At 70.2% G+C, this 24,349-nt stretch carries 25 protein-coding genes and 1 pseudogene; 11 read left to right on the top strand and 15 right to left on the bottom strand.

The genetic code is table 11. The features are described 5' to 3' along the window. Nucleotides 1–54 precede the first annotated feature (54 nt). Both ACTWQI_RS28680 and ACTWQI_RS28675 read right to left on the bottom strand, forming a co-directional pair. Nucleotides 55–813 carry a CbtA family protein gene (locus ACTWQI_RS28680; RefSeq protein WP_443274839.1) on the bottom strand — a complete coding sequence of 253 codons (759 nt, stop codon included), beginning with the start codon at nt 811–813 and terminating at the stop codon, nt 55–57. A 17-nt stretch (nt 814–830) separates the two neighbouring features. Beyond that, nucleotides 831–1,046 (bottom strand): CbtB domain-containing protein, encoded by a 216-nt coding sequence (locus tag ACTWQI_RS28675; protein WP_443274838.1) that lies wholly within the window; start codon nt 1,044–1,046, stop codon nt 831–833. Between the two features lie 283 nt (nt 1,047–1,329). Between ACTWQI_RS28675 and ACTWQI_RS28670 the strand changes: the two genes are divergently transcribed. Further along, complete coding sequence (locus ACTWQI_RS28670; RefSeq protein ID WP_443274837.1) at nt 1,330–1,944, top strand: histidine phosphatase family protein; 615 nt, start codon at nt 1,330–1,332, stop codon at nt 1,942–1,944. A gap of 619 nt (nt 1,945–2,563) precedes the next feature. Continuing rightward, entirely contained in the window at nt 2,564–3,592 is a 1,029-nt protein-coding gene (locus ACTWQI_RS28665; RefSeq protein WP_443274836.1) for a methyltransferase, read from the top strand. Between the two features lie 51 nt (nt 3,593–3,643). Here ACTWQI_RS28665 and ACTWQI_RS28660 read toward each other — a convergent pair whose 3' ends face one another. From ACTWQI_RS28660 to ACTWQI_RS28615, 10 genes are all read right to left on the bottom strand, one after another. After that, a complete protein-coding gene (locus tag ACTWQI_RS28660; protein ID WP_443274835.1) occupies nt 3,644–5,017 on the bottom strand; it encodes an acetyl-CoA carboxylase biotin carboxylase subunit in 1,374 nt (457 codons plus the stop codon). Between the two features lie 5 nt (nt 5,018–5,022). Then, nucleotides 5,023–5,577, bottom strand: a complete 555-nt coding sequence (locus ACTWQI_RS28655) for an acetyl-CoA carboxylase biotin carboxyl carrier protein (RefSeq protein ID WP_443274833.1) — start codon at nt 5,575–5,577, stop codon at nt 5,023–5,025. Next, the gene (gene accD / locus ACTWQI_RS28650) at nt 5,574–7,298 is read right to left on the bottom strand and encodes an acetyl-CoA carboxylase, carboxyltransferase subunit beta (RefSeq protein WP_443274831.1); all 1,725 of its coding nucleotides are present in this window, start codon (nt 7,296–7,298) and stop codon (nt 5,574–5,576) included. Before accD ends, ACTWQI_RS28655 begins: the two co-directional genes overlap by 4 nt. A gap of 28 nt (nt 7,299–7,326) precedes the next feature. Continuing rightward, nucleotides 7,327–7,725: a TcmI family type II polyketide cyclase gene (locus tag ACTWQI_RS28645; protein WP_443274830.1), complete on the bottom strand. Its 399-nt coding sequence runs from the start codon at nt 7,723–7,725 to the stop codon at nt 7,327–7,329. A 41-nt stretch (nt 7,726–7,766) separates the two neighbouring features. Continuing rightward, on the bottom strand, nt 7,767–8,246 hold the full coding sequence (locus ACTWQI_RS28640) for an SRPBCC family protein (protein ID WP_443274828.1): 480 nt from the start codon (nt 8,244–8,246) through the stop codon (nt 7,767–7,769). A 1-nt stretch (nt 8,247) separates the two neighbouring features. After that, nucleotides 8,248–8,505, bottom strand: coding sequence for an acyl carrier protein (locus ACTWQI_RS28635; RefSeq protein WP_443274827.1), 258 nt, complete (start codon nt 8,503–8,505; stop codon nt 8,248–8,250). Nucleotides 8,506–8,522: 17 nt separating this feature from the next. Beyond that, nucleotides 8,523–9,773, bottom strand: a complete 1,251-nt coding sequence (locus ACTWQI_RS28630) for a ketosynthase chain-length factor (RefSeq protein WP_443274825.1) — start codon at nt 9,771–9,773, stop codon at nt 8,523–8,525. Further along, a complete protein-coding gene (locus tag ACTWQI_RS28625) occupies nt 9,770–11,035 on the bottom strand; it encodes a beta-ketoacyl-[acyl-carrier-protein] synthase family protein (protein ID WP_443274823.1) in 1,266 nt (421 codons plus the stop codon). Before ACTWQI_RS28625 ends, ACTWQI_RS28630 begins: the two co-directional genes overlap by 4 nt. Beyond that, entirely contained in the window at nt 11,032–11,484 is a 453-nt protein-coding gene (locus ACTWQI_RS28620) for a cupin domain-containing protein (RefSeq protein WP_443274821.1), read from the bottom strand. Before ACTWQI_RS28620 ends, ACTWQI_RS28625 begins: the two co-directional genes overlap by 4 nt. Nucleotides 11,485–11,582: 98 nt before the next feature. Beyond that, nucleotides 11,583–12,701, bottom strand: a complete 1,119-nt coding sequence (locus tag ACTWQI_RS28615; protein ID WP_443274819.1) for a SchA/CurD-like domain-containing protein — start codon at nt 12,699–12,701, stop codon at nt 11,583–11,585. A 279-nt stretch (nt 12,702–12,980) separates the two neighbouring features. Here ACTWQI_RS28615 and ACTWQI_RS28610 point away from each other — a divergent pair, with 279 nt between their 5' ends. From ACTWQI_RS28610 to ACTWQI_RS28600, 3 genes and pseudogenes are all read left to right on the top strand, one after another. Next, on the top strand, nt 12,981–14,603 hold the full coding sequence (locus ACTWQI_RS28610) for an FAD-dependent oxidoreductase (RefSeq protein ID WP_443274817.1): 1,623 nt from the start codon (nt 12,981–12,983) through the stop codon (nt 14,601–14,603). Nucleotides 14,604–14,883: 280 nt separating this feature from the next. Next, nucleotides 14,884–15,033: pseudogene (locus ACTWQI_RS28605) on the top strand (ATP-binding protein); the annotation flags it as partial. 235 nt (nt 15,034–15,268) lie between these two features. Next, nucleotides 15,269–15,616, top strand: coding sequence for a DUF1232 domain-containing protein (locus ACTWQI_RS28600; RefSeq protein WP_443274815.1), 348 nt, complete (start codon nt 15,269–15,271; stop codon nt 15,614–15,616). A 143-nt stretch (nt 15,617–15,759) separates the two neighbouring features. Here the strand turns inward: ACTWQI_RS28600 and ACTWQI_RS28595 are convergent, their stop codons facing one another. Further along, nucleotides 15,760–16,410, bottom strand: coding sequence for a DUF4360 domain-containing protein (locus ACTWQI_RS28595; RefSeq protein ID WP_443274813.1), 651 nt, complete (start codon nt 16,408–16,410; stop codon nt 15,760–15,762). A 380-nt stretch (nt 16,411–16,790) separates the two neighbouring features. Here ACTWQI_RS28595 and ACTWQI_RS28590 point away from each other — a divergent pair, with 380 nt between their 5' ends. The 6 genes from ACTWQI_RS28590 (at nt 16,791) to ACTWQI_RS28565 (ending at nt 22,600) form a co-directional block, all read left to right on the top strand. After that, on the top strand, nt 16,791–17,321 hold the full coding sequence (locus tag ACTWQI_RS28590; RefSeq protein ID WP_443274812.1) for a GNAT family N-acetyltransferase: 531 nt from the start codon (nt 16,791–16,793) through the stop codon (nt 17,319–17,321). A 195-nt stretch (nt 17,322–17,516) separates the two neighbouring features. Beyond that, nucleotides 17,517–17,942 carry a hypothetical protein gene (locus ACTWQI_RS28585; protein ID WP_443274810.1) on the top strand — a complete coding sequence of 142 codons (426 nt, stop codon included), beginning with the start codon at nt 17,517–17,519 and terminating at the stop codon, nt 17,940–17,942. Nucleotides 17,943–18,264: 322 nt separating this feature from the next. Beyond that, the gene (locus ACTWQI_RS28580) at nt 18,265–19,509 is read left to right on the top strand and encodes an ABC transporter substrate-binding protein (RefSeq protein WP_443274844.1); all 1,245 of its coding nucleotides are present in this window, start codon (nt 18,265–18,267) and stop codon (nt 19,507–19,509) included. Nucleotides 19,510–19,558: 49 nt separating this feature from the next. Continuing rightward, nucleotides 19,559–20,509, top strand: coding sequence for a carbohydrate ABC transporter permease (locus ACTWQI_RS28575; RefSeq protein WP_443274808.1), 951 nt, complete (start codon nt 19,559–19,561; stop codon nt 20,507–20,509). Continuing rightward, nucleotides 20,509–21,342, top strand: coding sequence for a carbohydrate ABC transporter permease (locus ACTWQI_RS28570; protein WP_443274806.1), 834 nt, complete (start codon nt 20,509–20,511; stop codon nt 21,340–21,342). Before ACTWQI_RS28575 ends, ACTWQI_RS28570 begins: the two co-directional genes overlap by 1 nt. Before the next feature lie 61 nt (nt 21,343–21,403). Then, the gene (locus ACTWQI_RS28565) at nt 21,404–22,600 is read left to right on the top strand and encodes an ABC transporter ATP-binding protein (protein WP_443274804.1); all 1,197 of its coding nucleotides are present in this window, start codon (nt 21,404–21,406) and stop codon (nt 22,598–22,600) included. A gap of 73 nt (nt 22,601–22,673) precedes the next feature. On the opposite strand, the gene ACTWQI_RS28560 is transcribed toward ACTWQI_RS28565, so the two are convergent. Both ACTWQI_RS28560 and ACTWQI_RS28555 read right to left on the bottom strand, forming a co-directional pair. After that, nucleotides 22,674–23,369 (bottom strand): class F sortase, encoded by a 696-nt coding sequence (locus ACTWQI_RS28560; protein ID WP_443274803.1) that lies wholly within the window; start codon nt 23,367–23,369, stop codon nt 22,674–22,676. Then, complete coding sequence (locus ACTWQI_RS28555) at nt 23,366–24,184, bottom strand: hypothetical protein (protein ID WP_443274801.1); 819 nt, start codon at nt 24,182–24,184, stop codon at nt 23,366–23,368. The genes ACTWQI_RS28560 and ACTWQI_RS28555 overlap by 4 nt, the downstream gene beginning before the upstream one ends. Nucleotides 24,185–24,349 lie beyond the last annotated feature (165 nt).

The raw sequence follows: 24,349 nt of genomic DNA, 5'->3' as shown, positions 1-24,349 counted from the left end.
CCCCACAGCTTCCGACGTGGGGCAAGGGCGCCGAGGTCGTCGATCAGTGGGCCATCAGTGGGCCGGCGACGTTGCCGCAACCCCGGGTTCGGCACTCGCGGCACCTCGCGGTTGCAGGACCCGCTCGGCGAGGTAGCCGTACAGCACGCCGAAGGACGCCCACAGCAGGGCCTGCATGCCGGCAGTGGAGAGCCGGAACTGCCAGACGACTTCAGCGGGGAAGTCCTTCGGCATCTCGTCGATCCCGGGCAGGAAGGCCATGGCCAGTGCCACGGCCACCGCGAACGCGGCAGCACCGGCAACGGTGGCGTTCCAGTTGCCCAGGCGGGCGGCGAGCTTCCGCCCGAACAGCACTGCAGCGACTCCGAGCAGCACACTGAGCGCGATCATCAGGAAGTACAGGCCCGTGCGCTGGTTGAGCGTGCCCGGGTCACTGACCGCCGGCGGACTGGCCGGGTACTTGAGAAACGGGACGAGGAAGACGGTGAGGAACGCCCCCAGGGCGACCAGCGCGGCGGTCGCCCTCGGGCCGAAGCGACCGATACGGCCCACGGCGAAGGAGAACGCCATGGCGGCGATTCCACCCAGCGCGGTGCCGTAGACCAGGACGCCGGTGGCGAGGCCCGCAGTCTCCTGCATCGGCCGGCTCACCAACTCCTCGCCGTGCTCGTGGGAGTGGGCGGCCTCGTACTCGAGCGCAGCTCGCAGCGGTACCTCGCCGACGAAGTACGCGAACCCGAAGGCGAGGACACCTGCGGCCAGACCCGCGAGCATGCCGCGGACGAGAAGAGCTCTGACGGTGACGGAGTTCATGGGTGTGCGGCCTCGCCTCAGTGGCAGGGGAAGCCGAGCAGGTGACGACCGTCGTGCACCCACTCGTGCACGGTCTCACCGGCGAAGACGGCCGTCACACCCTGCTCGACGCCGATGAAGTACAGCAGCACGAGCATCAGGAGGCCGAAGAACGCCGTCCAGGGCAGGATCGCCCGGACTGGCAGCGGGGAGGGAAGGGATACGGGGACAGGGGTTGCTGCGGACTGTGCCACGGCGGTACCTCCTCGGGAACACGCGTCCCGCTTCGTTGGAGCACGCGACGACGGCCCGTGGGTCTGACTCGCCGGCAGTGACCGCAAGGGTTTCTGCTCGGCACACAGTGGCGCGACCGTGCCGGACTTGCACCGGACTTCCGAACGCACCGTCGTCCTATCGCTCCAGACGGTACAGGCAAGCGCCTCACCGGCCAAGATGGCGTGAGTCACCCCCCGGCGGGCCGAACTTCGCCGGTTAGCATGCACCGGTGTCCGCAGCACCCGGTGGAGAGGCACGCCCATGACCGTACGGCTGACGCTGGTTGCCGCGGCCGCGAGCACCGCGCTGCGCGAGGTGCGCTTCGACGACGACAGCTCGCTGGACGACCGCGCGGTCCGACAGGCCCGTGATGTCGCGGCCGTCCTGCCTTCGGCGAGCCTGCGGTACAGCGCCCCCTCCGCGCGCTGCCGTGAGACCGCAGCCGCGCTCGGCCTGGACGCCGTCGTCGAACCCGCCCTGCGCGACTGCGACATGGGCGCTTGGCGCGGCCGTACCCTGGACGACCTCGCGGCCACCCAGCCGGACGCCCTCGCCGCCTGGACCGCCGATCCAGCGGCTGCTCCGCACGGCGGCGAATCGGTGCTCGACCTGTGCCGTCGGGTGGCCGCCTGGCTCCAGGGGCTGCCCGACGACGCGGGCCGGGTCCTCGCCGTCACCGAACCCTCGGTGGTCCGCGCGGCGGTCGTGCACGCGCTGGACGCGCCGTTGCCGGCGTTCTGGCGCATCGACGTGCCTCCGCTGTCCGCAACCCGGTTGACCGGCCAAGGCGGCCGGTGGAACCTCCGCCTGGACGTCTGCCGAGCCACCGAACCCCCTGCGGTCGGCGGCCGGGTCGAATCTCATCGAACGATGTGAAGTGCTCTCCTCCGTAATGGAGCAGATTCCCGCCTACCGATCAGGCGGCCACCACACGCCGCCTGGAACCGCTGCTGCTGCTCGCCGGGGTCGTCACCGCCGTCGCGGTGGTGGGTCTTCTGCTGGTGGCTCGCGCTCCGCCTCCGCGGCTCAGGATTGAGGTGCGGGGGGCGTCGCTTCTGCCGGACACCCGGGGGAGGGCGGAGCCGTTCGGGTGGTGGTGGGGGTCCGCCGGCGCTGTGCGGGTGTCGCCGGAGCCTAGTGCGCCGTTTGGCCTTATGTGACCGTCCCCCATGTTCGACCATGGTTCCTTCCGGCGAGTCTGGCGGCATGGCTCATGGCGGAGCTGCCGGACGGACCGCCGGCTGTCGACGCGGAAGGCGGCGCGCAAGGCGGCGCGGAAGGCGGCGCGCAAGGCGGCGCAGAGCCTGGCGGATCCTCAGAGGCCGGGGACGGAGCGGGAACTGCGTCCTCCCGTCAGGGGAGCGGTGCCTCGGACCCGGAGGGCGGAGTACGCGCGGATCGTAGCCATCGGGCTACTCCACGTGGCGACCCCCTCTGATCCCCCATACCGTCGGCTCATGACGACGAGACGGTTCACGCACCTGGGGTTGACGGTATGACCACGGTGACTCCGCCGCCCCCGTCCGCGATGCGGCTGCGGGAGCTGGTGTTCGGGGCCGCGTGTGCCGCAGCCGTACGCGCGGCGGCCAGACTGGGCGTCGCGGACGCCCTGGGGGACGAGCCCGTCGATGCGCAGGAGCTGGCGGCTGCGGTGAACGCCGAGCCCCAGCCGCTGCGACGGCTGCTGCGCGCGCTGTCCTGCCACGGGATCTTCGCCGAGACCGAGGACGGGCGGTTCGCGCACACCGACATGTCCCGCCTGCTACGTGACGATGCGCCGCACAGCCTGCGGTACATCTCCCTGTGGTGTACGGAGCCCTGGACCTGGGACGCCTGGCCGCGGCTCGACGAGGCGGTGCGCTCCGGAGGGAGCGTCTTCCACGACCTCTACGGCAAGGGCTTCTTCGACTATCTGCACCAGGACGCAGAGGAATCGGCCCTGGTGTTCGACCGGGCGATGACGGCGTCCAGCAGGCAGTCCGCACAGGACATTGCGGAACTCCTCGACCTCACCGGAGTGTCGGCGGTCGCGGACATCGGAGGCGGCCAGGGGCACGTGCTCGCCAGTCTGCTGGAGAAGCATCCGGAGGTGGAGGGGGCGCTGCTCGATCTGCCCAGCGTGGTGGCGAACGCCGATCCACGGCTGCGGGACGGTGGCCCGCTCGCCGGGCGGGTCCGGATGGTTCCCGGGGACTGCCGCCGCGACATTCCCGTCCAGGCCGATCTGTACATCATCAAGAACATCCTCGAGTGGGACGACGACAGTACGCGGAGAACCCTGCGCAACGTCGTCGCCGCGGCACGCCCGGGTGCCCGGGTCGTGGTGATCGAGAACCTCGTCGACGACAGCCCTTCGATGAAGTTCACCACCGCCATGGACCTGCTTCTGCTGCTCAATGTGGGAGGAGCCAAGCACTCGAAGGAGAGTCTGATCAGCCGGATGACGGAGGCCGGTCTGCGCATCGGCGATGTGCGTCCCGTCAACTCGTATCTGCACGCGTTCGACGGCACCGTCCCCGGGTGATCGGCAGCAGGTCGGGGGAGCGGACACCGGCCTTCCCTGCGGCGGCCGTTGCTACCCGCCGGCGGCGGAGGCGGCCCGGCGTTCGAGCATCGCCGTGACCAGCCCCGTGGTGTGCTGCCCAGCCCGGAACTCCGGGCACGCCAGGGTCCTCTGCAGGAATTCGATCGTGGTCCGTACCCCGTCGCCGCCGACCCGGAACTCGCCCAGTGCGCGGTTCATACGGGTCAGCGCCTGCTCGCGGTCGGGTGCCCAGACGACGGTCTTCGCCAGCAGAGAGTCGTAGTCCGGCCCCACCTGCCAGCCGGGGAAGCTGTGGGTGTCGACCCTGACGAACGGGCCTCCCGGGGGGACGAACTCGGTCAGCCGCCCGGGCGTCGGGGCGAAATCCCGGAGCGGGTCCTCGGCGTTGACCCGGCACTCCATGGCCACGCCGTGCGGAGCGATATCCCCCTGGTGCACGCTCAGCGGCAGCCCGGCGGCGATGAGGATCTGCTCGCGGACGATATCGACACCGGTGACCATCTCGGTGACGGGGTGCTCGACCTGCAGCCGGCAGTTGATCTCCATCAGGAAGAACTCGTGGGCCGGCGTCAGGACGAACTCGAACGTGCCCGCCCCGACGTATCCGACCGCCAGGGCACCCTGCACGGCCGACTCGCACATGGCCGTGCGCAACTCGTCCGGCAGATTCGGTGCGGGGGCCTCCTCCACGAGTTTCTGGTGCCGCCGCTGCACCGAGCAGTCGCGCTCGCCGAGGTGCACCGCCGAGCCGTGCCGGTCGCACAGAATCTGTGCTTCGACGTGCCGGGCGTCATCGACGAACCGCTCGAGGTAGAGCCGGTCGTCACCGAAGACGGCACGCGCATGGGCGCGGGTCTCCTTGAAGGCGGACAGCAGGTCGTCAGGCTCGCGCACCACGGCCATCCCACGCCCTCCGCCACCGGCGACCGCCTTGAGAATCACGGGGTAGCCGGTCCGCTGCGCGATCTCCTTCGCCTCCCCGGGCGTGCTGAGCGCCGACATACTGCCCGGCAGCACGGGCAGGCCGGCCGCAGCCATCGCCGAGCGGGCTGCCGCCTTGTCGCCGAGCTGCTCCATCACACCGGGCGACGGGCCGATGAAGGTGATCCCGTTCGCCTCACAGATCTCGGCGAAGTCGGGGTCCTCCGAAAGGAATCCGTATCCGGGGTGAATGGCCTGGGCTCCGGAGAGCATGGCGGCCTCGACGATCGCGGGGACGCTGAGGTAGCTGGCCTTCGAGGGTGCGGGGCCGATGTGCACGGCCTCATCGGCGGAGCGCACCACGGCGGAGTCGCGGTCCGCCGTGGAGTACACCGCGACCGTACGGATGCCGAGCTCGTGGCAGGCGCGGACGATCCGCAGGGCGATCTCCCCCCGGTTGGCGATCAGAACGGTTCTGAACATGAGCGTCAGGCCTCCGGGTCCGTCAGGGGCTCCAGGGCGATGAGGCGCTGCTGGAACTCCACGGGGTGCCCGTCGGGTACGAGAACCTCCACGACCCGGCCTGTGGCATCCGCTTCGACGCTGCTCATCATCTTCATGACTTCGAGCAGGCCGACGGGCTGGCCCGGGCGGACCACGTCGCCGACCGAGACGAACGGGGGCGCTCCCGGTTCGGGAGCGTGGTAGAAGGTGCCGACCGTCGGGGCGACGACGTACCGGACCGGAGCCGGAGGTTCCTGCGCCGGACGGGTCCGGGCCGCGGGGGCCGGCTCCTGGGAAGCCGCCTCGGCGTCGGCGAGGCCGGGTTCGGGCCATTCCAGTTCGACCGCCATGTGCCCGTACTGGAGCTTGATCCTCAGGGGCGGCCTCGGTGCCTCCCTGACGAGGCTCATCGCACTGCGGCACAGGGATTCGAGGTCCTCATGGGCGAGGGGCGCGAGATCGGTGCCGGTGAAGCCGTTCCCGGCGAAGACCAGGCGCCGGCCCTCGTGGTGGTTCGTCCTGTCGGAGTCCTGAGTCACGGTGCACCTCTTCCGGTTCCGATTCCGGTTCCGAGCGGCAGGTCCGTGTCGACGCCGAAGTGGTGGAACCGGCTTCTGCGCTCGCGGAGCAGCCTGGGGGAGTCCCAGGGGACGAGTTCGTCGAGGGTCGCGTCGAGTGCGGCCCCGATCAGCGCAGCCGCCGCCGTATGGTCACTGTGCGCACCGCCCGGTGGTTCGGGGATCACGCCGTCGACGATTCCCAGGCGGAGCAGTTCCCGGGCATCCAGCCGCAGGGCCGCCGCCGCGGTGGGCGCCGCCTCCGGCTCCTTCCACAGGATCGCGGCGCAGCCTTCGGGACTGATCACCGAATACATGCCGTTGGCGCTGACCAGCACCCGGTCCGCGACGGCCAGCGCGAGTGCGCCACCGCTGCCGCCCTCGCCGATGAGTACGGCGACGATCGGCACCGGCAGTCGGGACATCAGGCGCAGGTTCTCCGCGATGGCGACGGCCTGGCCGCTCTGCTCCGACTCGGGGCCGGGGTTGGCGCCCGGCGTGTCGATCAGCGTGACCACCGGAAGACGGAGCTTCGCGGCCATCCGCATCAATCGGGCCGCCTTGCGATACCCGGCCGGGGTGGCCATGCCGAAGTGGTGACGCTGCCGTTCGGCCAGTCCCGGACCGCCCTTGTGGTGGCCGATCAGCATCACCGGCCGGCCGCATCGCAGGCCGGGCCCGCCGACGATGGCGCTGCAGTCCCCGGCCAGCCGGTCGCCGTGCAGTTCATGGAAGTCGTCGAGCAGGTGGTCGGCGTAGTCGAGGATGGTGGGGCGGCCGGGGTGGCGGGCGAGCCGTACGGTCTCCCACGGGTCCCGCTCGGGCAGCTCTTCGGGGTGATGCAGGGTCCCCGAGGGCGGGCCGGGTCCCGTGTTCGCAGGTGACGGGGGCTCAGCTGACCCCAGGGCGAGGAGCCGGCCGAGCGTCGCCCGCAGTGCGGACCGCGGTACGACATCGTCCACCATGCCGTGTTCGAGGAGGAACTCCGCGGTCTGGAAGTCGTCCGGCAGACGCTTGCCCGTGGTCTGCTCGATCACCCGCGGCCCGGCGAAGCCCAGGCGTGCCCCCGGCTCGGCGAGGATCACATCCGCGAGGGTGGCGAACGACGCGGCCACGCCCCCGTAGGTGGGATCGGTGACCAAGGACAGTGTGAGGATGCCCGCCTCGTCGAGTTCGGCCAGCGCTTGCACGGTCTTCGCCATCTGCATCAGGGACAGCACGCCTTCTTGCATGCGGGCGCCGCCCGAGGCGGTGATGAGCAGCAGTGGAATCCGGTGCCGCAGGCTCGTGTGGGCGGCCTCGGTGATGAGCGCACCGACCCCGCACCCCAGGCTGCCGCCGAGGAACTGGAAGTCCATGGTGGCCACGACCACCGGCCGGTCCTCGATCCGGCCCTGCACGCAGACCACGGCCTCGCGCAGGCCGGTCGTGGCCCGGGCGTCCGCGAGCCGGTCCGCGTACGGCCGGGTGTCGGCGAAGTCCAGCGGGTCGTGCAGGGCCTCGACCTGGGGGATGGGCGATGCGGAGGCCGGATCGAGCAGGTGGTCCAAGCGCTGATGCGCGGTCAGCCGAGCCGGCCATCCGCAGTCGGGGCACACCCGCAACGCCCGCCGGAATCGCTTGCCGTAGATCAGGGCGGCGCAGTGCTCGCAGCGCACCCAGTCCGGTGCCCGAGTGATTTCGGAGTCGTCGATGGGGACCATGTCGAGTGCTTCCTCGGCTCTGCGCGCGTCATAGGGATCCGTGCCTCCCCGTGGGGGCACCATCCGGGCCGTTGGGCCCGGGGGGACCACCGCTGGGTGGCAGTGCCGCCTCCCAGCGGTAGAACTCGGCGGCCATGGCGTCCTTCGGGCTCCGCCAGGTCTCGGGGTCGTACGGGCTGACGTAGGCGGCGAGCTTTTCGCTGACCTCCCGGAAGGCCGGATGCCCGGACACCCTGGCGATGCCGGGGCCGGGTGGCTGCTCCGTTTCGATCAGATGCAGATACAGATCGCCGCCGAACTGGAAGAGACTGCGCCCGGTGACACCCACGAGTCCCGGCAACTCGCCGCGGTCGGAAGCCGCGAAGACCTCAGCGATGTCCGGAGCCGAACCCGGTGCCATACGGGCGACGATCAGAGCGCGGTGCATCGAGGGTTCCCTTCGTCGATGGAGCGCCGGACTGGGGGACGTCAGCCCGGTGCGGCCGGGGCGGTGCGCTGCCGGCGGGCCCGCTGTTCGATCTTGTCCCTGATGAGGCCCATCTGGATGCGGGAGTTGCGGTTGATGAGCTCGGCCATGCCGTCGTCGTCGACCGGGGCGCCGGGCTTCATCGCGAAGTCCTGGATCCAGCGCATGCTCGTGCCGTCCGGGACCTGGGCGTACTCCCAGCGGATGTCCATGTGCTCGAAGGGACCGAGCTCGACCCGGTGGGCATGCACGGTGCGGTCGTCGCGGTCCATCACCCGCTCCGAGACCCAGCTCCAGACCTTGCCGTTGGCATCGGGGTGCATCGTCAGGCGGAAGGTCGTGCTGTCGCCCTCGCGGGCGAGTACTTCGACGGACGCGTACTCGCTGAACAGCTGGGGCCAGCGCTCGAGGTCGTTGGTCATGTCCCATACGAGGTCGAGGGGGGCGGCGATGGTGATGTCGTTCTCGGTGTGTCGAGACATGTCATGCTCCAGTCGTCAGGGTGCTGTTGATCAGGTCGATGAACTCGCGCGGGGTCTTTGACTTCTCGGCGTCGACCGGCATCGGCCGGCCGTACCGGTTCTCCAACTCGCCCACGATGCCGAGCAGGCCGAGCGAGTCGAGGCCGTACCCGGCGAAGGTGGCGTCGGGCTGGCTCGCCATCTCCGCCGGGTCGACCGTGAGGCCGGCGCAGGCCTTCATCAGCGTGGCCAGCTCGTCGAAGGTCAGGTGAGCAGTCATCAGGGAAGGCTCCTTTCTCACGAGGGGGAGTCGGTGCTGTGGCGCAGCACGAGCGCCGCGTTCGAGCCCATGAGCCCCCGGCTCAGCACGAGAGCCGACCGCAGCTCGGCCGGGCGAGCGCACCCGGTCACCACATCGAGGTCATGGCAGATGTCGAGGACGCCCGGGGTGGGCGGTACGACGCCGTGTTCCAGGGCGTGCACGGCGGCGACCGCGTCCAGGACGGGAGCCCCGCAGTACGCCCGGCCGGTGCCGGTCTTGGGCGCGGTGACGGGTACGCACCGCGCATGCCGGCCCAGGGCATCGGCGATCGCCAGCGCCTCGGCCCGGTCCGACTCCGGCACGCCGAGCGCGTCCGCGAACACCACGTCGATCTCGTCCGGAGCACACCCGGCGTCCTCCAGTGCCCCCCGGATCGCCTGGGCCAGGCCCTCCCGGGACCCCTCCCACGCGGACGCGCCGGTGAACGTCGCCGCGTGACCGGAGACGGCGGCCCGGGACTGGGCCCCTCGGCGGCGAGCCACCGCCTCCTCCTCGATCACCAGCATGGCGCCGCCCTCGGCGGGCACGAACCCGCAGGCGTCGGCGGTGAAGGGCAGATAGGCGCGGGCCGGGTCACCGGACCTGCTCAGTTCCTCGTACCCGAGCTGGCAGACGACCGAGTAGGGGGCCAGCGGGGCCTCGGCCGCGCCGACGACGACCGCGTCGGTGCCGCGCCGGATGCTCCGGCCGGCCTGCGCGAGCGCATCCAGGCCGCCGGCCTCGTCGCTGGCGACGACCGAGCACGGCCCCTTGAAGGCACCACGGATCGATATCTGGCCGGTGCTCGCGGCGTAGAACCAGGCGATGGACTGGTACGGGCCGACGTAGTGCGAGCCCTGTCCCCACAGCCGTTGCAGTTCCCGTTGTCCGAACTCGCCGCCACCTGACCCGGCGGCGGTCACCACCCCCACGGCGAACGGCGAGGTGGGGTCGCCGGCGCTGCCGAGCCGGGCGTCGTCCAGCGCCTCGACGGCGGCGGCCATCGCGAAGTGCGTGAACCGGTCGGTCTGGACGAGGTAGCGCTCCTCGATGACCTGGGCCGGGTCGAATCCGCGGACCTCGCCCGCGACCCGCAGCGGCAGGTGCTCGCACCCCTCGCGCGAGACCAGGTCGAGGACGTTGATCCCCTCCTTCGTCGCCTTCCAGAAGGCCTCGGCGGTCGTCCCGTTGGGGGCGACGACACCGATACCGGTGACGACCGAACGCCGGTCCTGCGGGGAGCTCATCCGGTCCTCCCGCCTGTTCTCAGGACCACCGCGGACTGGAAGCCGCCGAACCCGCTGCCGATCGAGAGCACGGTGCGCAGCGGCATGGGGCGCGCGGTCCGCGGCACATAGTCGAGGTCGCACTCCGGGTCCGGGTGCTCGTAGTTCGCGGTCGGCGGCACCACGGAACGGGCCAGGGCCAGGGCGCACGCCGCGACCTCTATCGCGCCGATCGCCCCGAGCGAATGGCCCACCATGGATTTGATCGAGCTCATCGGCACGTGGTACGCGTGCGCGCCCAGCGACCGTTTCACCGCGGCCGTCTCATGGCGGTCGTTCTGCTGCGTGCCCGAGCCGTGCGCGTTGACGTAGTCGACGTCCGAAGCGTCGATCCGGGCCTGGTCGAGCGCGCGGTTGATCGCCTCGGCCATCTCGATGCCCTCCCGGGTCAGCCCGGTCATGTGGTAGGCGTTGCCGAACGTGGCGTAGCCCCGGACCTCGCAGTAGAGCGGCGCGCCGCGGGCGCGGGCGTGGTCCAGCTCCTCCAGAACCAGCACGGCGCAGCCCTCGCCCATGACGAAGCCGTCCCGGCGGGCGTCGAACGGGCGGGAGGCGTGGTCCGGGTCGTCGTTGTTGGGCGAGGTCGCCTTGATCGCGTCGAAGCACGCCACCGTGATGGGAGAGATCGGCGAATCCGAGGCGCCTGCGACGCACACCTCGGCCTTGCCCTCCTCGATGGCGTGAAAGGCGTACCCGATCGCGTCCAGGCCGGAGGTGCATCCGGTCGAGACGGTCTGCACCGGGCCGCGGGCACCGACCCGTTCCGCGACCTCGGACGCGAGCGCGCTCGGCGAGAACGCCCGGTGCAGATGCGGGCCGGCCGGCCGGTGGTCCACGTCCCAGCGCTCCCCGGCGCCGCTGACCTTGACGTAGTCCTGCTCGAGGCGGGTGGTGCCGCCGACCGCGGTGCCCAGGGACACCCCGATGCGCCAGGGGTCCTCCGCCGCGGGATCGAGACCGGAATCGCGTACCGCCTCGTCGGCGGCCACCAGCGCGAACTGGACGTAACGGTCGGCGCGTTCTGTCTGTTGCTCGTCGAGACCGTGCCCGGCGGGGTCGAAGTCGCACTCTGCCGCGATGCGCGAGCGGAACCCCGCCGGATCGAAGAGCGTGATCCCCCGGGTCGCCGTGCGGCCCTCGGTGAGCAGGTCCCAGAACGCCGGCACGCCCACACCGCCCGGAGCGACGACGCCGACCCCCGTGACCGCCACCCGCCGGGTCACGGCATCGTCTCCACTCGGTCATCAGGCTCCGGCGGTGCGCTGCTCTCCGTGCTCGCTGTGCTCTCCGTGCCCTCGGTGTCGACATGGCCGAGCTCCGGGCGCGGAGCCAGCGGGCCGAGATGGAACACCATCCGGGCCTCGGACTTCCCCACATTCCGGAAGCGGTGCCGCATGTGACGGGGGATCATCAGGCCCTGGTCGGGCCGCAGCGGGTGCGGTTCCCCGTCCAGGTCCACCTCGAGTGCACCGGTCACGACGTAGACGAACTCTTCGGAGTACGGGTGGTAGTGCTCGCCGATGCGCTCACCGGGCTGCATGATGGCCATCCCCATGAAGCCGCTCGTGGCGCCCACCGCGGTGGGTGTGAGCATGGCGCGCAGGTCTCCTCCGCGCTTGCGGTTCGGCCGGGTCTCGCTGAGGTCCACGATGCGTGGGCGTTGCGTGGTCATGGTGGCTACCTCCAGGTGGCGTGGTGCCGGTGGCGGTGAGCAGGCGACCCGCGTCGGTTGGGGGCACCCCCCAGCGGTAGCTGGGGGAGTGGTGCCGGTCAGTAATCCGACGCCCGACGGTCGGTGATCAGATCCATGTCGCAGCGCGCGAGGAACCGCGCGAGATGGTCTTCGTCGGTCAACTCGCCGTCCGTACCTGCGTCGACCAGCCGGCCCAGCACCGCTGCCTTGCGACGGCTGGTGACGCCGAGCGCCGGCCCCAGCTCGCGATCGAGGGGTCCACGCAGATCGATCAGCCGGACGACGACGTCGTCACGCTGGAAGACGGTGCTCGCCGAGACCGGGCTGGAGGGGTCGCTCGCCACCAGCTCGCCCTGGTGCGCCAGCAGTCTGGCCACGGCCATGCCGCAGCCCGGCTTGACCGGGTAGAGCACCGCGTGGCGCCGGACGCTCTCGGGTTCCGGCCCAGCGGTCGCGACATGGTGCACCGCCGGGAGCGCCGCTCGGGTGAAGAACAACCGCGCGGAGTCCGGATCGCCCAGGTCCCGGTCCTGCTCCAGATGCGGGTTGATCGCCTCCTCGACGGCCCTGACCTCGGGCTGTCTGGCCACATGGCGCAGCGCCGCGACCAGGTCGCCCTGCACCTCGACGGTCCGTACGACCCGGTTGCCGTGCATGAAGAGCGAGGTGCGACGCAGCCGGGTGGTGTCGTCGACCCGGGCTTCCGGCGAGGCGTAGTCGGCCAGGATCTCGGCGACGGCAGCCTCGCTGCCGGGTTTGACGGTGAAGGTGAGGGCGTGCCGGACCACCCCGTCCCCGAGCCGGGGGGACGTCTGGAGCGTGCCCTTGCTGGTCCGGGGGCCCAGCGGGCGGATCTCCGGGGTCTCCCGCAGCACGCTGAAGCGCAGCGACCGGGTGTCCCGTACGCAGCTGTGCAGCGGCTGCACCATCTCGACGTGTTCCTCGCTGTTCACCCAGGTCAGGAAGGGTGGTGCGCTCTCCCATTCGCTCGTGATGAGCCACTGCGACGGGTTCTCGATCGACTGGCACAGCTGGTCGCTGACGTGTCCGGGTACGGACGCGACCTGTTGCCGAAGGCGCTCATACGCTTCGAGAAAGCGCTGTTGAGCACCGTCCTTGAGGTCCAGCAGCAGAACGACCCGAAGCCGGGAGCCATCGAAGGCCGACTGCGACACCTTGTCCGACAGCGTTGTCATCGTGTGTGCACCTCCTTCACGTCCGGGCCCCGCGTCCTGCCGGTGTCGTCCGCGCGTCGGCGCGCTGCGGTGCACCGGGGGTGGAGTCCGAGTGTGAGTGACCGGGCGGATGTCGGCTGTCAACCTCCTTGGCCGGGGCGGCGGTCCCGGAATCGATCGTGGGCCGGTCCCACGGGCGGCGCGAGATGTGTGGGCCATTCGTGTGAATCGGCGAACGAAACCTCCTCGGTCGGGCATGGAGAACTCCGTCTCGGTACGGCACCCGGAGCTGGAGGATCGATGAACTCGAAGGTCGACGACCGCGTCCCGGTCCTCATCGTCGGCGGCTCCCTGGTGGGCCTGTCCGCATCGCTCTTCCTGGGCCGCCTGGGTGTCGGGCACCTGCTGGTCGAGAAGCACCCGGGCACCTCGCTGCACCCCCGCGGACGCGGGAACAACGTGCGCACGATGGAACTCTTCCGGGTGGCCGGCGCAGAGCAGCCGATCCGCGAAGCGGCCTCGGTACTGGCGGACAACCACGGCATTCTGCAGGCGGTGTCGCTCACCGGGGACGATCAGGAGTGGCTGTTCAAGGAGATCGACCCAGGTGGCGCGGTCGCCCGTTTCAGCCCCACCGGGTGGTGCCTGTGCAGCCAGAACGACCTGGAGCCGGTGCTGGTGCGCTGTGCCCGCGAGCACGGCGGCGAGCTGCGGTTCGGCACCGAACTCCTCTCCTTCGAGCAGGACGAGGAGGGGGTGACCGCGGTGGTGAAAAGCCGGGACACCGGGGAACACCGTACGGTGCGCGCGGACTACCTCATCGGGGCGGACGGGCCGCACAGCCATGTCCGGGAGCGGCTCGGCATCGGCCAGACAGGCCCCGGAGACCTGTTCCACAACGTGAGCATCACCTTCCGCTCCCGGCGCCTCGCGGACGTGGTCGGTGAGCGTCGCTTCATCGCCTGCTATCTGACCAACCCCGAGGCGGACGGGGCGCTGCTCCCGGTGGACAACAGGGAGCAGTGGGTGTTCCACGCCCCCTGGCACCCCGACCGGGGCGAGACGCTCGAAGACTTCCCCGACGAGCGGTGCGCGGAGTACATCCGCAGGGCGACCGGCGCGCCCGGCCTCGACATCGAGATCACCGGCAAGGCCCCGTGGCATGCCGCGGAACGCGTGGCGGAACGGTACTCGGCCGGCCGGGTCTTCCTCGCCGGGGACTCCGCCCACGAGATGTCCCCCACCGGCGCGTTCGGCTCGAACACCGGTATCCAGGACGTCCACAACCTCGCCTGGAAGCTCGCCGCCGTGCTGGCCGGATGGGCGGGCCCCGGACTGCTGGAGAGCTATGAGACGGAGCGGCAGCCGGTGGCGCGGGCGACGAGCGCTCGCGCCTCGGCCCGGTCCGCGGAGCACAGCCACCCGGGCTACACGCCCGCCCCCGGCTCGGCCGGCGGCAGACAGAGCGGCGTGCTCACGGTCGCCCTGGGCTATCGCTACACCCGGGGCGCGGTCGTCGGCGTCGACTCCGAACTGCCGCCCGTACCCGAGCGGATGCAGCTGACGGGCGAGCCGGGCACCCGGGCCCCGCACCTGTGGCTCGAGCACCGCGGTGCCCGGCTGTCCACACTGGATCTCTACGAACGGACGTTCGTCCTGCTCAGCGGATCCAACGGCGCGTCATGGCACTCGGCGGCGCTGCGCGTCGCCGACCGGCTGTCCGTGCCGCTCACCTCCTGCCGCATCGGTGACGACCTGATGGTGCCCACGGAAGCCGACTGGGCCGACGCGCACGGTACGGCGCCGGGTGGTGCGGTGCTGGTGCGTCCGGACGGCTTTGTGGCCTGGCGGGCCACGGATCCCGTGCCGGACCCGGAACGGACCGTGCACGACGTTCTGGTCTCGGTACTCGGCCGGAACTGACCCTCCGCGGCGCACCCGGCGCCGGGCCATCCTGCCTGAAGGGATCACCAGCGCGAGACGCCCCAACCGCGGGACACGGCTGCGACGACCCATGGCCGTACGACGTTCTCCCGACGCTCTTCTCGCTCACATCGGATCGAATCCGCCGAGTTTGGGCACCGGCTAGGAGAGGGGGCGGTCATCCGACAGCAGATGGGTCACGATGAACACCTCAATGGCGACTCCCGGTGAGAGCCCTCATGATCCCTTCGCCGTGAACCGGGCGGCGTCGGTGCACCGCAGCCACACCTCTCCGCACCTGCGTCGCGCCCGCAGCACGGATCAGGGCGGACGCGGCCTGTTCCTGGTGGCCCAGGTCACCGAGAGGTGGGGTACGCGTTACGGGCGGGAGGGCAAGACCGTATGGACCGAGCAACCGTCCCCCAGCTAATGCTGGGTGGGGGTGCCCCCGGCGTTGGTCCCCCTCGGCCTAACGGCCTGGGTGGGGGTCCCCCCGCGGCAGCTGGGGGAGTGGCCCCCAAGGGGAGGGCCCTCAGGTCCTCGCCGCGCCGTGATCCCTCTCGGAGCCCATGGCGGGCCGTCCGGAGCAGTGGGCGATACGGTCTCGGGCATCCGGGTACGCGCCTGAGGGCACGGCACATCACGGTCGGCCGGAGGAGGCGCAGTTGAGCACGGAATTGTGGATTGTCGCCGCGGTGGCGACCGGGCTGGTCGTTCTGACCGTCGTCCTGACTGTCCGTCTTCTGGTGAAACTGGTCGCGGCCCGGCGTCGGCTCCGCGCGGCCGGCATCCCGCTGGAGCGCAAGGCGGCCTACTGGGGAGCCGTGCTCTACGTGCTCTGCCCGGTGGACCTGCTGCCCGACCCGGTCCTCCTCGACGACATCGGCGTTCTGCTGGTGGCCCTCCGTACGCTGCACAGCGCCGCGGACAGGCCCGGCCGGGGTGATGGACGACGAGACCGGAGGCGCGGGTTGACCTCGGACAGTTCGGTGCGCACGACCAAGAAGGGCTGAGGGCCACCAGGTTGGGGCGGTTGTCTTCGTGCGGTGTGGTACTGCGATTGCCGACGGCGGACGCTCGCGCAGCGCTCTCCGCTGCGCGAGTCCGGCGGGTCCGACCGTCGTTACGGCCACGTGCTGCCCGCGCCTGGGAAGGCTTAGGGCTTATTGCACTGCTTCCACGCCATGTGGTAGACGGTGCTGTAGCTGGCGTCCGTCGAGTCCATGGTCATGAAGCTGGTCGTCTTGCTCGTGTCGGATGTGCCCTTGTTGACCCGCAGTTCGGTGTTGATGTTGAAGTTGCGCTTCTCACCACAGGGCGCCCAGACAAGCTGCGCGATCTCCGTGACGTCGGAGGCCTGCCAGTTGTCCTCGTAGGGGCCCGCGAACGTGTGGTTCTTGTGGACCGTCTCCTCGTGTCCCTGGAAGTAGTAGTTGGCTCGTTCCACTCCGCTCGCGCCCTTTGCCAGAGACGCGAATCCGCGGTAGTCGGCCCTGGCGATGGCGTAGGTGAAGCCATGCGGGACGTGGACGATCAGGCTGAGCTGGCAGTTCTTGCGGAAGTCGGTGGGCTTGGAGCCGACGCCCACCTGGGCGAGGTACTGGCTGTACGTCACGGTGAACGCCGTGTTGTCTTCAGAGACGGCGACGGCCGCGGTGTCCTTCGGGCAGCCCGATCCGTTGACCGTGGCGAGTTCGATCACGATCTTGTCCGGCGGCGGGTCGATCTTCGATGGCGCGCCTGAGGCGGACGTCGTCGAGGTGAGTAAGGCTGCGACCGCACCGGCCACAGCCAGAGTTCTGTACATGGGGGGTCTCCCTTCGATCGCCGGCGTCCTGCACTGAGGGAGGTGAAGGACCTGCTGAAATTGCGTGCACATGTCAGCACGGTGCAACGATCCTGTGAAGGGGGCTTGCACACAGTTTTGACGCGGCCACGTCAATAGCGCGCGCGAATAAGTCGACTTCTCGATCGGCCGGAAAAGGCGTTGCCAACGCGTCGTTGAGGCCTCGAGCGCGACCGCCGCATCCCCCGTTCCGGCCAGGGCATCCCTACGTCCCGATGGGGTACAGCGTGCCGCGTCGCGTGGGCGCGGGCCGCGGGCAACCCATGATCGTGGCGTGCCGCCTCCGCGGCGAGAGGCCGTTCGCTCAGCAGCAGTTCGCGGGCTCGGTAAGGTCTCGAGACATGCAGACCACGCTGCAGGGTGCTTCGGTCACGCTGCGACCGGCCATGGACGCCGACGCCCCGGTGCTCACCCGGATCCGCGCGACGCCGGAGGTATACCGGCGCTGGCGTGGTGGGGCCGACCTGGCATCGGACGTGGCGGCCGATCTCGCCGACCCGAGCATCCAGACGTTCGCGATCGAGTACGAGGAGCGCGTCGTCGGGGCGATCCAGTGGGGTGCGGAGACAGAGCCGGACTATCGGCACGCGACCATCGACATCTATCTCGACCCCACGGTGCACGGCCGGGGCCTGGGCACCGACGCGGTCCGTACCCTCGCACGGCACTTGATCGCCGACCACGGCCACCACCGACTGGTCATCGATCCCGCGGCCGACAACGAGGCCGCCATCCGGTGCTATCGCAAGGTGGGTTTCCGGCCGGTCGGGATCATGCGCCGCTACGAGCGCGGTCCGGACGGCACGTGGCACGACGGCCTTCTGATGGACCTTTTGGCGGATGAACTCGACCAGGGCTCGGGACCCACCTGAGGGCACCCCAGCAGTAGTCCCCCCGGGCCCAACGGCCCGGGCGGAGGCTCCTGGGGGCGTATCTCCACCCAGCGGTTCACCGGACTGAACGTGCCGAGGTCGGTTCCCGTATCACTCCTTGGGCGTCGCGCATCCCGCGGCGCACGGAGCACCCAGGAGTGCCCCCGCCGGACACCAGAGCTCGAGGGACCCGCCATGAACCATCCGAGCAGTCTGCCCCTGCACGCCCTCCCGGACGGGGAGGCCGAAATCCGTCTGGTACTTCACCTGCGCTGGGAGGATGTCGCCGCGCTCGGCCAGGAGGCCGGGCGGCTCGCCGCCCAGATGCAGCGCCCGGTCAGCCTGGACGAGGCGGTGAGTCATCGGCTGCGGTCCCGGTCCGCCCATGCCAAGCCCGTGCAGGAGCGGAGCCAGCCCCCTGCCGGGACGTCGCCGGCCCACGCGGCGCTGACGTCCAGCTCCCCGTCCGAGCATGCCCGGCAGGCGATTGACAAGATCAACGGAAGCGCCGGTGGCCCCGCGTCGGTGCCCGCCGCCGCCTCCGTCCCCTCCTCCGCCGGCGCGTCGAACGGCTACTTCCGCGACACCACGGAGCGGCCCGCCGGCGTCCAGCGCTCGTAGGCCCTGACCGACCGGACAAGGACCTAGCCGACGTCCGGCCGGCCCGCCGTCCCGGGCGCGCACGCCCGCACAAGGATCGGGTGAACGGTCGACCAGAGGAAGGGAGGCTGAATTCGGGCATTTGCGCTTCGCCCGTTATGAGAGCTTGATATCAGTTTGCCGCAGGTTTATCGTCCGGTGACGATGACGCAACGCAGGGTGGTCGCCCGCCTCGTCTGCTGAGCACCGGAAGTGAGGTGGAGGGCGCATGGCCGGACGAGCCCATCCGGCAGCAATCCGCCGCCACCGCACGGCAGCTCCGGGCAGCCGCGGCGCGCGGCGGTTGCGAGCCCTGGCCGTCCTCCTTCTGCTGGCGTCGCCGGTCGCCGCGTGCGGGGACTCGGAGAGGGCCGAACGAGCAACGCTCAACTGGTACAACTTCCCCGACGACTCAGGGGCGTTGCAGAGCGCGGCCGACAACTGCAGCCGGGCGTCCGAGGGCCGCTACGACATCCGCTACCACAGGCTCCCCCGGACCGCCGACGGCCAGCGGCAGCAGCTCGTTCGCAGGCTGTCCGCCGAGGACGACTCGCTCGACATCCTCGGACTCGACGTGACCTGGGCCCCGGAGTTCGCCGAGGCCGGCTGGATCCGGCCCTGGACCGGGGGAGTCCGCGAGCAGGCGACCGAAGGCACGCTGCGGGTCCCGCTGGAGTCGGGCACCTGGGAGGGCAAGCTGTACGCCGTCCCGTACAACACCAATACGCAACTGCTCTGGTACCGGGACGACCTGGTTCCCACCCCACCGAAGACCTGGGCCGAGATGCTCGACATGGCCCGCGACCTCGCGAAGCAGCGCAAGCCGCACTACGTGGAGATCCAGGGTGCCCAGTACGAGGGGCTGACCGTCTGGTTCAACACCCTGGTGGAGAGTGCCGGAGGGTCCATCCTCACGCCCGACGCCCAGAAGCCCTCGCTGGGCCCACCGGCCGTCAAGGCGGCCCAGATCATGCGCGATCTGGCGACCTCGCCGGCCGCGGATCCCTCCCTCACCAACCAGATGGAGGACGAGAACCGGCTGGCCATGGAGGCCGGCACCGCGGCCTTCGAGCTCAACTATCCGTTCGTCTATCCGTCGATGAAGGCGAACAACCCGAAGCTCTTCGAGCACTTCCGCTGGGCGCCCTATCCCCGGGTGGACGCCGACCGGCCGACACGTCCGACGATCGGCGGCATCAACCTCGCGATCAGCTCGTACTCGCGCCATGCCGAGCTGGCCCACGAGGCCGCCCTGTGCTTGCGCAGCCGGGAGAACCAGCTGGCCGCCGCGCTCAAGGGCGGTCTGCCGCCCACCCTCCGGAGCCTGTACAGCGACCGGGCCCTCGTCGATGACTATCCGTTCGCCCAGGAGATTCTGAACGCACTGGAGTCGGCCAGCGTCCGCCCCGCGACCCCCGCCTATCAGAACCTGTCGATCGTCATCTCCCATACCCTCTCGCCCCCGTCGGCGATCAGTCCGGCCGGCTCGGTCGACGAGATCCGCGGCCAGATCACCGACGCCCTGCAATCCAAGGGGCTGGTCCCGTGAGCTATCCGTGCGCATGCTCCGCTCCCGCCGTGCCCGAGGAGAGACGGCGATGAGCGGCTCGGCGACGCCGGCCGGCGCCGCACCCCCGATGGCTTCCCGGCAGCCGGCGGGCCGCAAGGCACGATCCGTGGGGCTGCGGCAGGAACAGCGCCTGGGCTGGCTGTTGTGCGCCCCCGCCGTCCTCGTCATGCTCGCCGTGACGGCGTACCCCATCGGCTACGCCGTCTATCTCTCCCTGCAGCGGCACGATCTGCGCTTCCCCGCGATGGCCGAGTTCGTGGGCTTCAGCAATTACGCGGCGGTGCTGACTTCCGAATTCTGGTGGGACGCCTTCCTGGTGACGGTCGTGATCACCGCCGTCTCGGTGGCCATCGAACTCGTCCTGGGCATGGCGCTCGCCCTGGTCATGCACCGCACCCTGTTCGGCCGGGGCTCCGTGCGGACCGCCATCCTCGTCCCGTACGGCATCGTCACGGTCGTGGCCGCTTTCTCCTGGCAGTACGCCTGGACACCGGGCACCGGATACCTGGCATCGCTGCTGCCCGCCGGCAGTGCGCCGCTGACGGAGCAGTGGCAGGCCATCGGACTGATCATCCTCGCCGAGGTGTGGAAGACGACCCCCTTCATGGCGCTGCTCCTGCTGGCCGGGCTCGCGCTGGTGCCGGAGGAGACGCTGCGGGCCTCCATGGTCGACGGTGCGAACCCGTGGCAGCGCTTCTTCCTGGTCACGCTGCCGCTGATGAAGCCGGCGATCCTGGTGGCCCTGCTGTTCCGCACGCTGGACGCCTTCCGGATCTTCGACAACATCTTTGTCCTCACGCGCGGCGCGCACGACACCGGCTCCGTGTCGATCCTCGGCTACGACAACCTGTTCACCGCGTTGAACCTGGGCATCGGGTCGGCGATCTCGGTGCTGATCTTCCTCTGCGTCGCGATCATCGCCTTCGTCTTCGTCAAGCTGTTCGGCACGGCCGCACCTGGCTCGGAGGTGAGTCGCTGATGGCCGAAGCAGGCAAGAGACATGTCGTCGGCTGGAGCGTCGTCAATCTGGTGGTGGTGCTCTATGCACTGTTCCCGGTGTGGTGGATCGCGGCGCTGTCCTTCAAGGACCCCAGCACGCTCGCGGATGGCAACTTCATCCCCACCAAGTGGAGCCTGGAGAACTACCGGGGGATCTTCGAAACCTCGGAGTTCACCCGTGCACTGATCAACTCGATCGGCATCGCCCTGATCGCCACCCTCATCGCGGTCGTCCTGGGCACGATGGCCGCGTACGCGGTGGCCAGACTGCGCTTCCCGGGCAAGCGGCTGCTCATCGGCATGTCCCTGATGATCGCCATGTTCCCACCGATCTCCCTGGTCTCACCGCTGTTCGACATCGAGCGCGTGCTCGGCCTCTTCGACACCTGGCCCGGACTGATCATCCCGTACATGACCTTCTCGCTGCCGCTGGCGATCTACACCCTGTCGGCGTTCTTCCGGGAGATCCCCTGGGACCTGGAAAAGGCGGCCAAGGTGGACGGGGCCACGCCCGCCCAGGCCTTCCGGCTGGTGATCGCTCCGCTGGCGGCACCGGGGGTCTTCACCACCGGGATCCTCGTCTTCATCTTCTGCTGGAACGACTTCCTGTTCGCGATCTCGCTGACCTCCACCACCGCGGCCCGCACGGTGCCGGCCGCGATCGCGTTCTTCACCGGCAGCTCCCAGTTCCAGCAGCCCACCGGGTCGATCGCCGCGGCTGCCGTGGTGATCACCGTGCCGATCATTATTTTCGTACTGTTGTTCCAGCGGCGCATTGTCTCCGGACTGACCTCCGGAGCCGTCAAGGGCTGACCGGCTCCCGACCGCACGCCCCGGTACGAGGGCGCCGACTTCAGGACAAGGAAGAACGACCGTGGCCGAGATCATTCTTGAGGGCATCACCAAGCGCTACCCGGACGGCGGCGTCGCCGTGAAGGACGTCGACCTCCACATCCAGGACGGCGAGTTCGTGATCCTGGTCGGCCCGTCCGGATGCGGCAAGTCGACCACGCTGAACATGATCGCGGGCCTGGAGGACATCACCGAGGGAACGCTGCGCATCGGCGACCAGGTGGTCAACGACAAGGCGCCCAAGGACCGGGACATCGCCATGGTGTTCCAGAGCTACGCCCTGTACCCGCATATGAGCGTGCGGGACAACATGGGGTTCGCGCTGCGGCTGGCCAAGGCCGACAAGGACACCATCCGGTCCAAGGTCGAAGAGGCGGCACGCTTCCTCGACCTCACCGAGCATCTGGACCGCAAGCCCGCCAACCTCTCCGGTGGCCAGCGGCAGCGCGTGGCCATGGGGCGGGCCATCGTCCGCAACCCCAAGGCCTTCCTCATGGACGAGCCGCTGTCCAACCTGGACGCCAAACTCCGCGTCCAGATGCGGACCCAGATCTCCCGGCTGCAGCAGCGGCTGGGCACCACCACCGTGTACGTCACGCACGACCAGACCGAGGCGATGACCCTCGGCGACCGCGTCGTGGTGCTGCGGAACGGCGTCGTCCAGCAGGTCGGCACGCCACAGCACCTCTACGACGAACCGCGCAATCTCTTCGTGGCCGGATTCATCGGCTCCCCGGCGATGAACTTCCTCCGCGCCACGCTCGAAGGGAACAGCCTGCGCACCTCCCTCGGCGCCCTGCCCCTCGACGACCGGGCGCGCCAGGCGCTGGAGCGGCAGAATGCGCCGCGCGAACTCATCGTCGGCTTCAGGCCGGAGGACTTCGAGGACGCCTCACTGGTGGACGCCGCCCATGACCCCTCCGCCTTCACCCTCACCGCCACCGTGGACGTCCTGGAATCCGTCGGCTCCGACGTCTACGCGTACTTCACCGAGGAAGCCGGCCCGGCCACCAGCGAGACCCTGGAGGAACTCGCCGCGGACTCCGGTCTCAAGGACACCGGCTCGGCGCGCCCGCCGATCGTGACCCGCCTGAACGCGGCCACCCGGGCCCGCGAAGGCCAGCCGATCGAACTGTGGCTCAACACGAAGAACGCCCATATCTTCGACCCGGCCAGCGGAGTCAACCTCACCCATCCCGAGGACGCCGACCGCCCGTAGCCCGGGCGGCAGTGACGGCGGGCCCGGTCGTCCGGGCCGCCGTCACTGCTGCGCAGGGCCGCCGCCCGCGAGTTCAGGCCCGACTGCCGGTGAGGCTGGCGAACACGACCACGTTGTCGCTGTAGTAGTGCTTCGCCTGGGAGTACCGGCCGCCGCAGGTGATCAGGCGCAGCCCCGCGTGGTCGACGTTCCGGTAGACCTGCACGGTGGGGAACCGGTTCTTGGGGAACTGCGCGATCCGGTCAACCGTGAACTCGGCCGTCTTCCCGTCCTGGCGGGCCACTTCGATCGTGTCCCCGGCCTTGAGGGCGGACAGGCGGTGGAACACCGACGGTTCGCCGTTCCACGTCACATGCCCGGCGATGACCGCCGGTCCCCGCGCACCCGGGGTGGGCCCCGGCGCGTACCAGCCCGCCTTGGCGTGATCGCGCGGTGTCTCCATGGCACCGCCCTTCCCCTGCCCCAGCTTCTCCAAGGTCGAGGACACGTTGAGCGAGGGGATGGAGATCCGTTCCGGCACCGACGCGGGCATGTCCTGGGCCCGCTGCCCCCCGTCCCCGGAGCCGTCGGCGGACTGCTCTCCCTGCGCCTGCCCGCCATCCTGCGCCGGGGGCTGACCCGCGGGGAGCGACCGCGGCGGCGCCGACTCCTGGCCCGAGCACCCGGCGACGAGGAGGACCGCCGCGGTTATGGCGACCAGGGAATGGGCGGCCGTACGGATCCGGCGGCGCGGCGGGGGCAGGAAACCGTGCCTCCCACGGCGGTTCATGCGGCGCTCCGGTCAGTCGGCTCGGTGGCCGTCGTCAGGGACCGCCTCCGCCCCAGAGCGAGCGCGCCCGCCACCACCACGAAGGCGAACCCGCCGGCGGCGATCAGCAGGGTGGGCATCTCGGTGTTCTCGGTGGGCCCGGTGCCGGTCTCGACCCCGCCCACCGGGATGGAGCCGACAGCCGCGCCCTTGACGAGGCCGCAGTTGGCCGGAGCCGTCGCCTCCTGGGGAAGCTTGGGGTCGAGTTCGCTCTTGCCCGCGCCCTCGAAGTCGTACTCGTTGTTGCCGTTGGGGTCGATGCCGTGCTGCACGATGTGCAGGTCCTTGATGTGGTCGACCACGTCCTGGGAGACGGTGATCGTGCGTTCGTAGGAGAGCCTGCCCTGCGCGTCCGCCGCGGGCATGCGGTCGACGGCGAGGCCACTGTCCGGCGTCGTGTCGCCCTGGGTGGTGAGCGAGATGTTGATGTCGCCGTAGTCGGGGGTGGCTTCGGTGTTGTTGAGGATCCCGTCACCGTCGGTGTCGTCGCTCGCGTCAGGGCAGTGGAAGTCATGGCCGTCGGTGGAGCCGTGCAGGTGCTGCGCGGATGGCTGGCCCGGTACCAGTCCCTCGGACTCGATCTTCACGGTCAGCTGCGTGCCCTCGACGCTGAGCAGCGCCGTACCGGAAGAGCCGGTGTTGTTCAGCTGCTCGAGATCGATCTGGTGCGCCGAGCCGTGGCTGGACGCCGTGGCGGGGGACGCGACCGCCGTCAGGACCAGGGCCGCGGGCAGGGCGACGAGTGCGGCAAGGCGAGTGGTGCGCTGGGCTATCACGATCGTTCATTCCCTTTCGGCGGCCTCCGCGGGGAGGGGCCGCAGTCTCTCGGGGGCTCGGAGCGGCACCTCACCCCCTCCCGCCGGGCCGATGACCCGGTCCGGCGGGCGAGCGCGAGGCGTCTGACTGTCCATTCGGAGCCCGCTCGCCCCCGGATTGGTCCG

Source organism: Streptomyces sp. KR80, assembly GCF_052245555.1.
Lineage (GTDB): Bacteria > Actinomycetota > Actinomycetes > Streptomycetales > Streptomycetaceae > Streptomyces.
This window is presented reverse-complemented; position numbering and strand designations above follow the sequence as displayed.

What these genes read in the sequence shown, in the direction of transcription:
- ACTWQI_RS28665 (WP_443274836.1), top strand. Translation starts at nt 2,564, where the DNA reads ATGACCACGGTGACTCCGCCGCCCCCGTCCGCGATGCGGCTGCGGGAG.
- ACTWQI_RS28635 (WP_443274827.1), bottom strand. Translation starts at nt 8,505, where the DNA reads ATGACTGCTCACCTGACCTTCGACGAGCTGGCCACGCTGATGAAGGCC.
- ACTWQI_RS28670 (WP_443274837.1), top strand. Translation starts at nt 1,330, where the DNA reads ATGACCGTACGGCTGACGCTGGTTGCCGCGGCCGCGAGCACCGCGCTG.
- ACTWQI_RS28590 (WP_443274812.1), top strand. Translation starts at nt 16,791, where the DNA reads ATGCAGACCACGCTGCAGGGTGCTTCGGTCACGCTGCGACCGGCCATG.
- ACTWQI_RS28660 (WP_443274835.1), bottom strand. Translation starts at nt 5,017, where the DNA reads ATGTTCAGAACCGTTCTGATCGCCAACCGGGGGGAGATCGCCCTGCGG.
- ACTWQI_RS28620 (WP_443274821.1), bottom strand. Translation starts at nt 11,484, where the DNA reads ATGACCACGCAACGCCCACGCATCGTGGACCTCAGCGAGACCCGGCCG.
- ACTWQI_RS28645 (WP_443274830.1), bottom strand. Translation starts at nt 7,725, where the DNA reads ATGCACCGCGCTCTGATCGTCGCCCGTATGGCACCGGGTTCGGCTCCG.
- ACTWQI_RS28680 (WP_443274839.1), bottom strand. Translation starts at nt 813, where the DNA reads ATGAACTCCGTCACCGTCAGAGCTCTTCTCGTCCGCGGCATGCTCGCG.
- ACTWQI_RS28595 (WP_443274813.1), bottom strand. Translation starts at nt 16,410, where the DNA reads ATGTACAGAACTCTGGCTGTGGCCGGTGCGGTCGCAGCCTTACTCACC.
- ACTWQI_RS28560 (WP_443274803.1), bottom strand. Translation starts at nt 23,369, where the DNA reads ATGAACCGCCGTGGGAGGCACGGTTTCCTGCCCCCGCCGCGCCGCCGG.
- ACTWQI_RS28630 (WP_443274825.1), bottom strand. Translation starts at nt 9,773, where the DNA reads ATGAGCTCCCCGCAGGACCGGCGTTCGGTCGTCACCGGTATCGGTGTC.
- ACTWQI_RS28610 (WP_443274817.1), top strand. Translation starts at nt 12,981, where the DNA reads ATGAACTCGAAGGTCGACGACCGCGTCCCGGTCCTCATCGTCGGCGGC.
- ACTWQI_RS28575 (WP_443274808.1), top strand. Translation starts at nt 19,559, where the DNA reads ATGAGCGGCTCGGCGACGCCGGCCGGCGCCGCACCCCCGATGGCTTCC.
- ACTWQI_RS28615 (WP_443274819.1), bottom strand. Translation starts at nt 12,701, where the DNA reads ATGACAACGCTGTCGGACAAGGTGTCGCAGTCGGCCTTCGATGGCTCC.
- ACTWQI_RS28585 (WP_443274810.1), top strand. Translation starts at nt 17,517, where the DNA reads ATGAACCATCCGAGCAGTCTGCCCCTGCACGCCCTCCCGGACGGGGAG.
- ACTWQI_RS28640 (WP_443274828.1), bottom strand. Translation starts at nt 8,246, where the DNA reads ATGTCTCGACACACCGAGAACGACATCACCATCGCCGCCCCCCTCGAC.
- ACTWQI_RS28570 (WP_443274806.1), top strand. Translation starts at nt 20,509, where the DNA reads ATGGCCGAAGCAGGCAAGAGACATGTCGTCGGCTGGAGCGTCGTCAAT.
- accD (WP_443274831.1), bottom strand. Translation starts at nt 7,298, where the DNA reads ATGGTCCCCATCGACGACTCCGAAATCACTCGGGCACCGGACTGGGTG.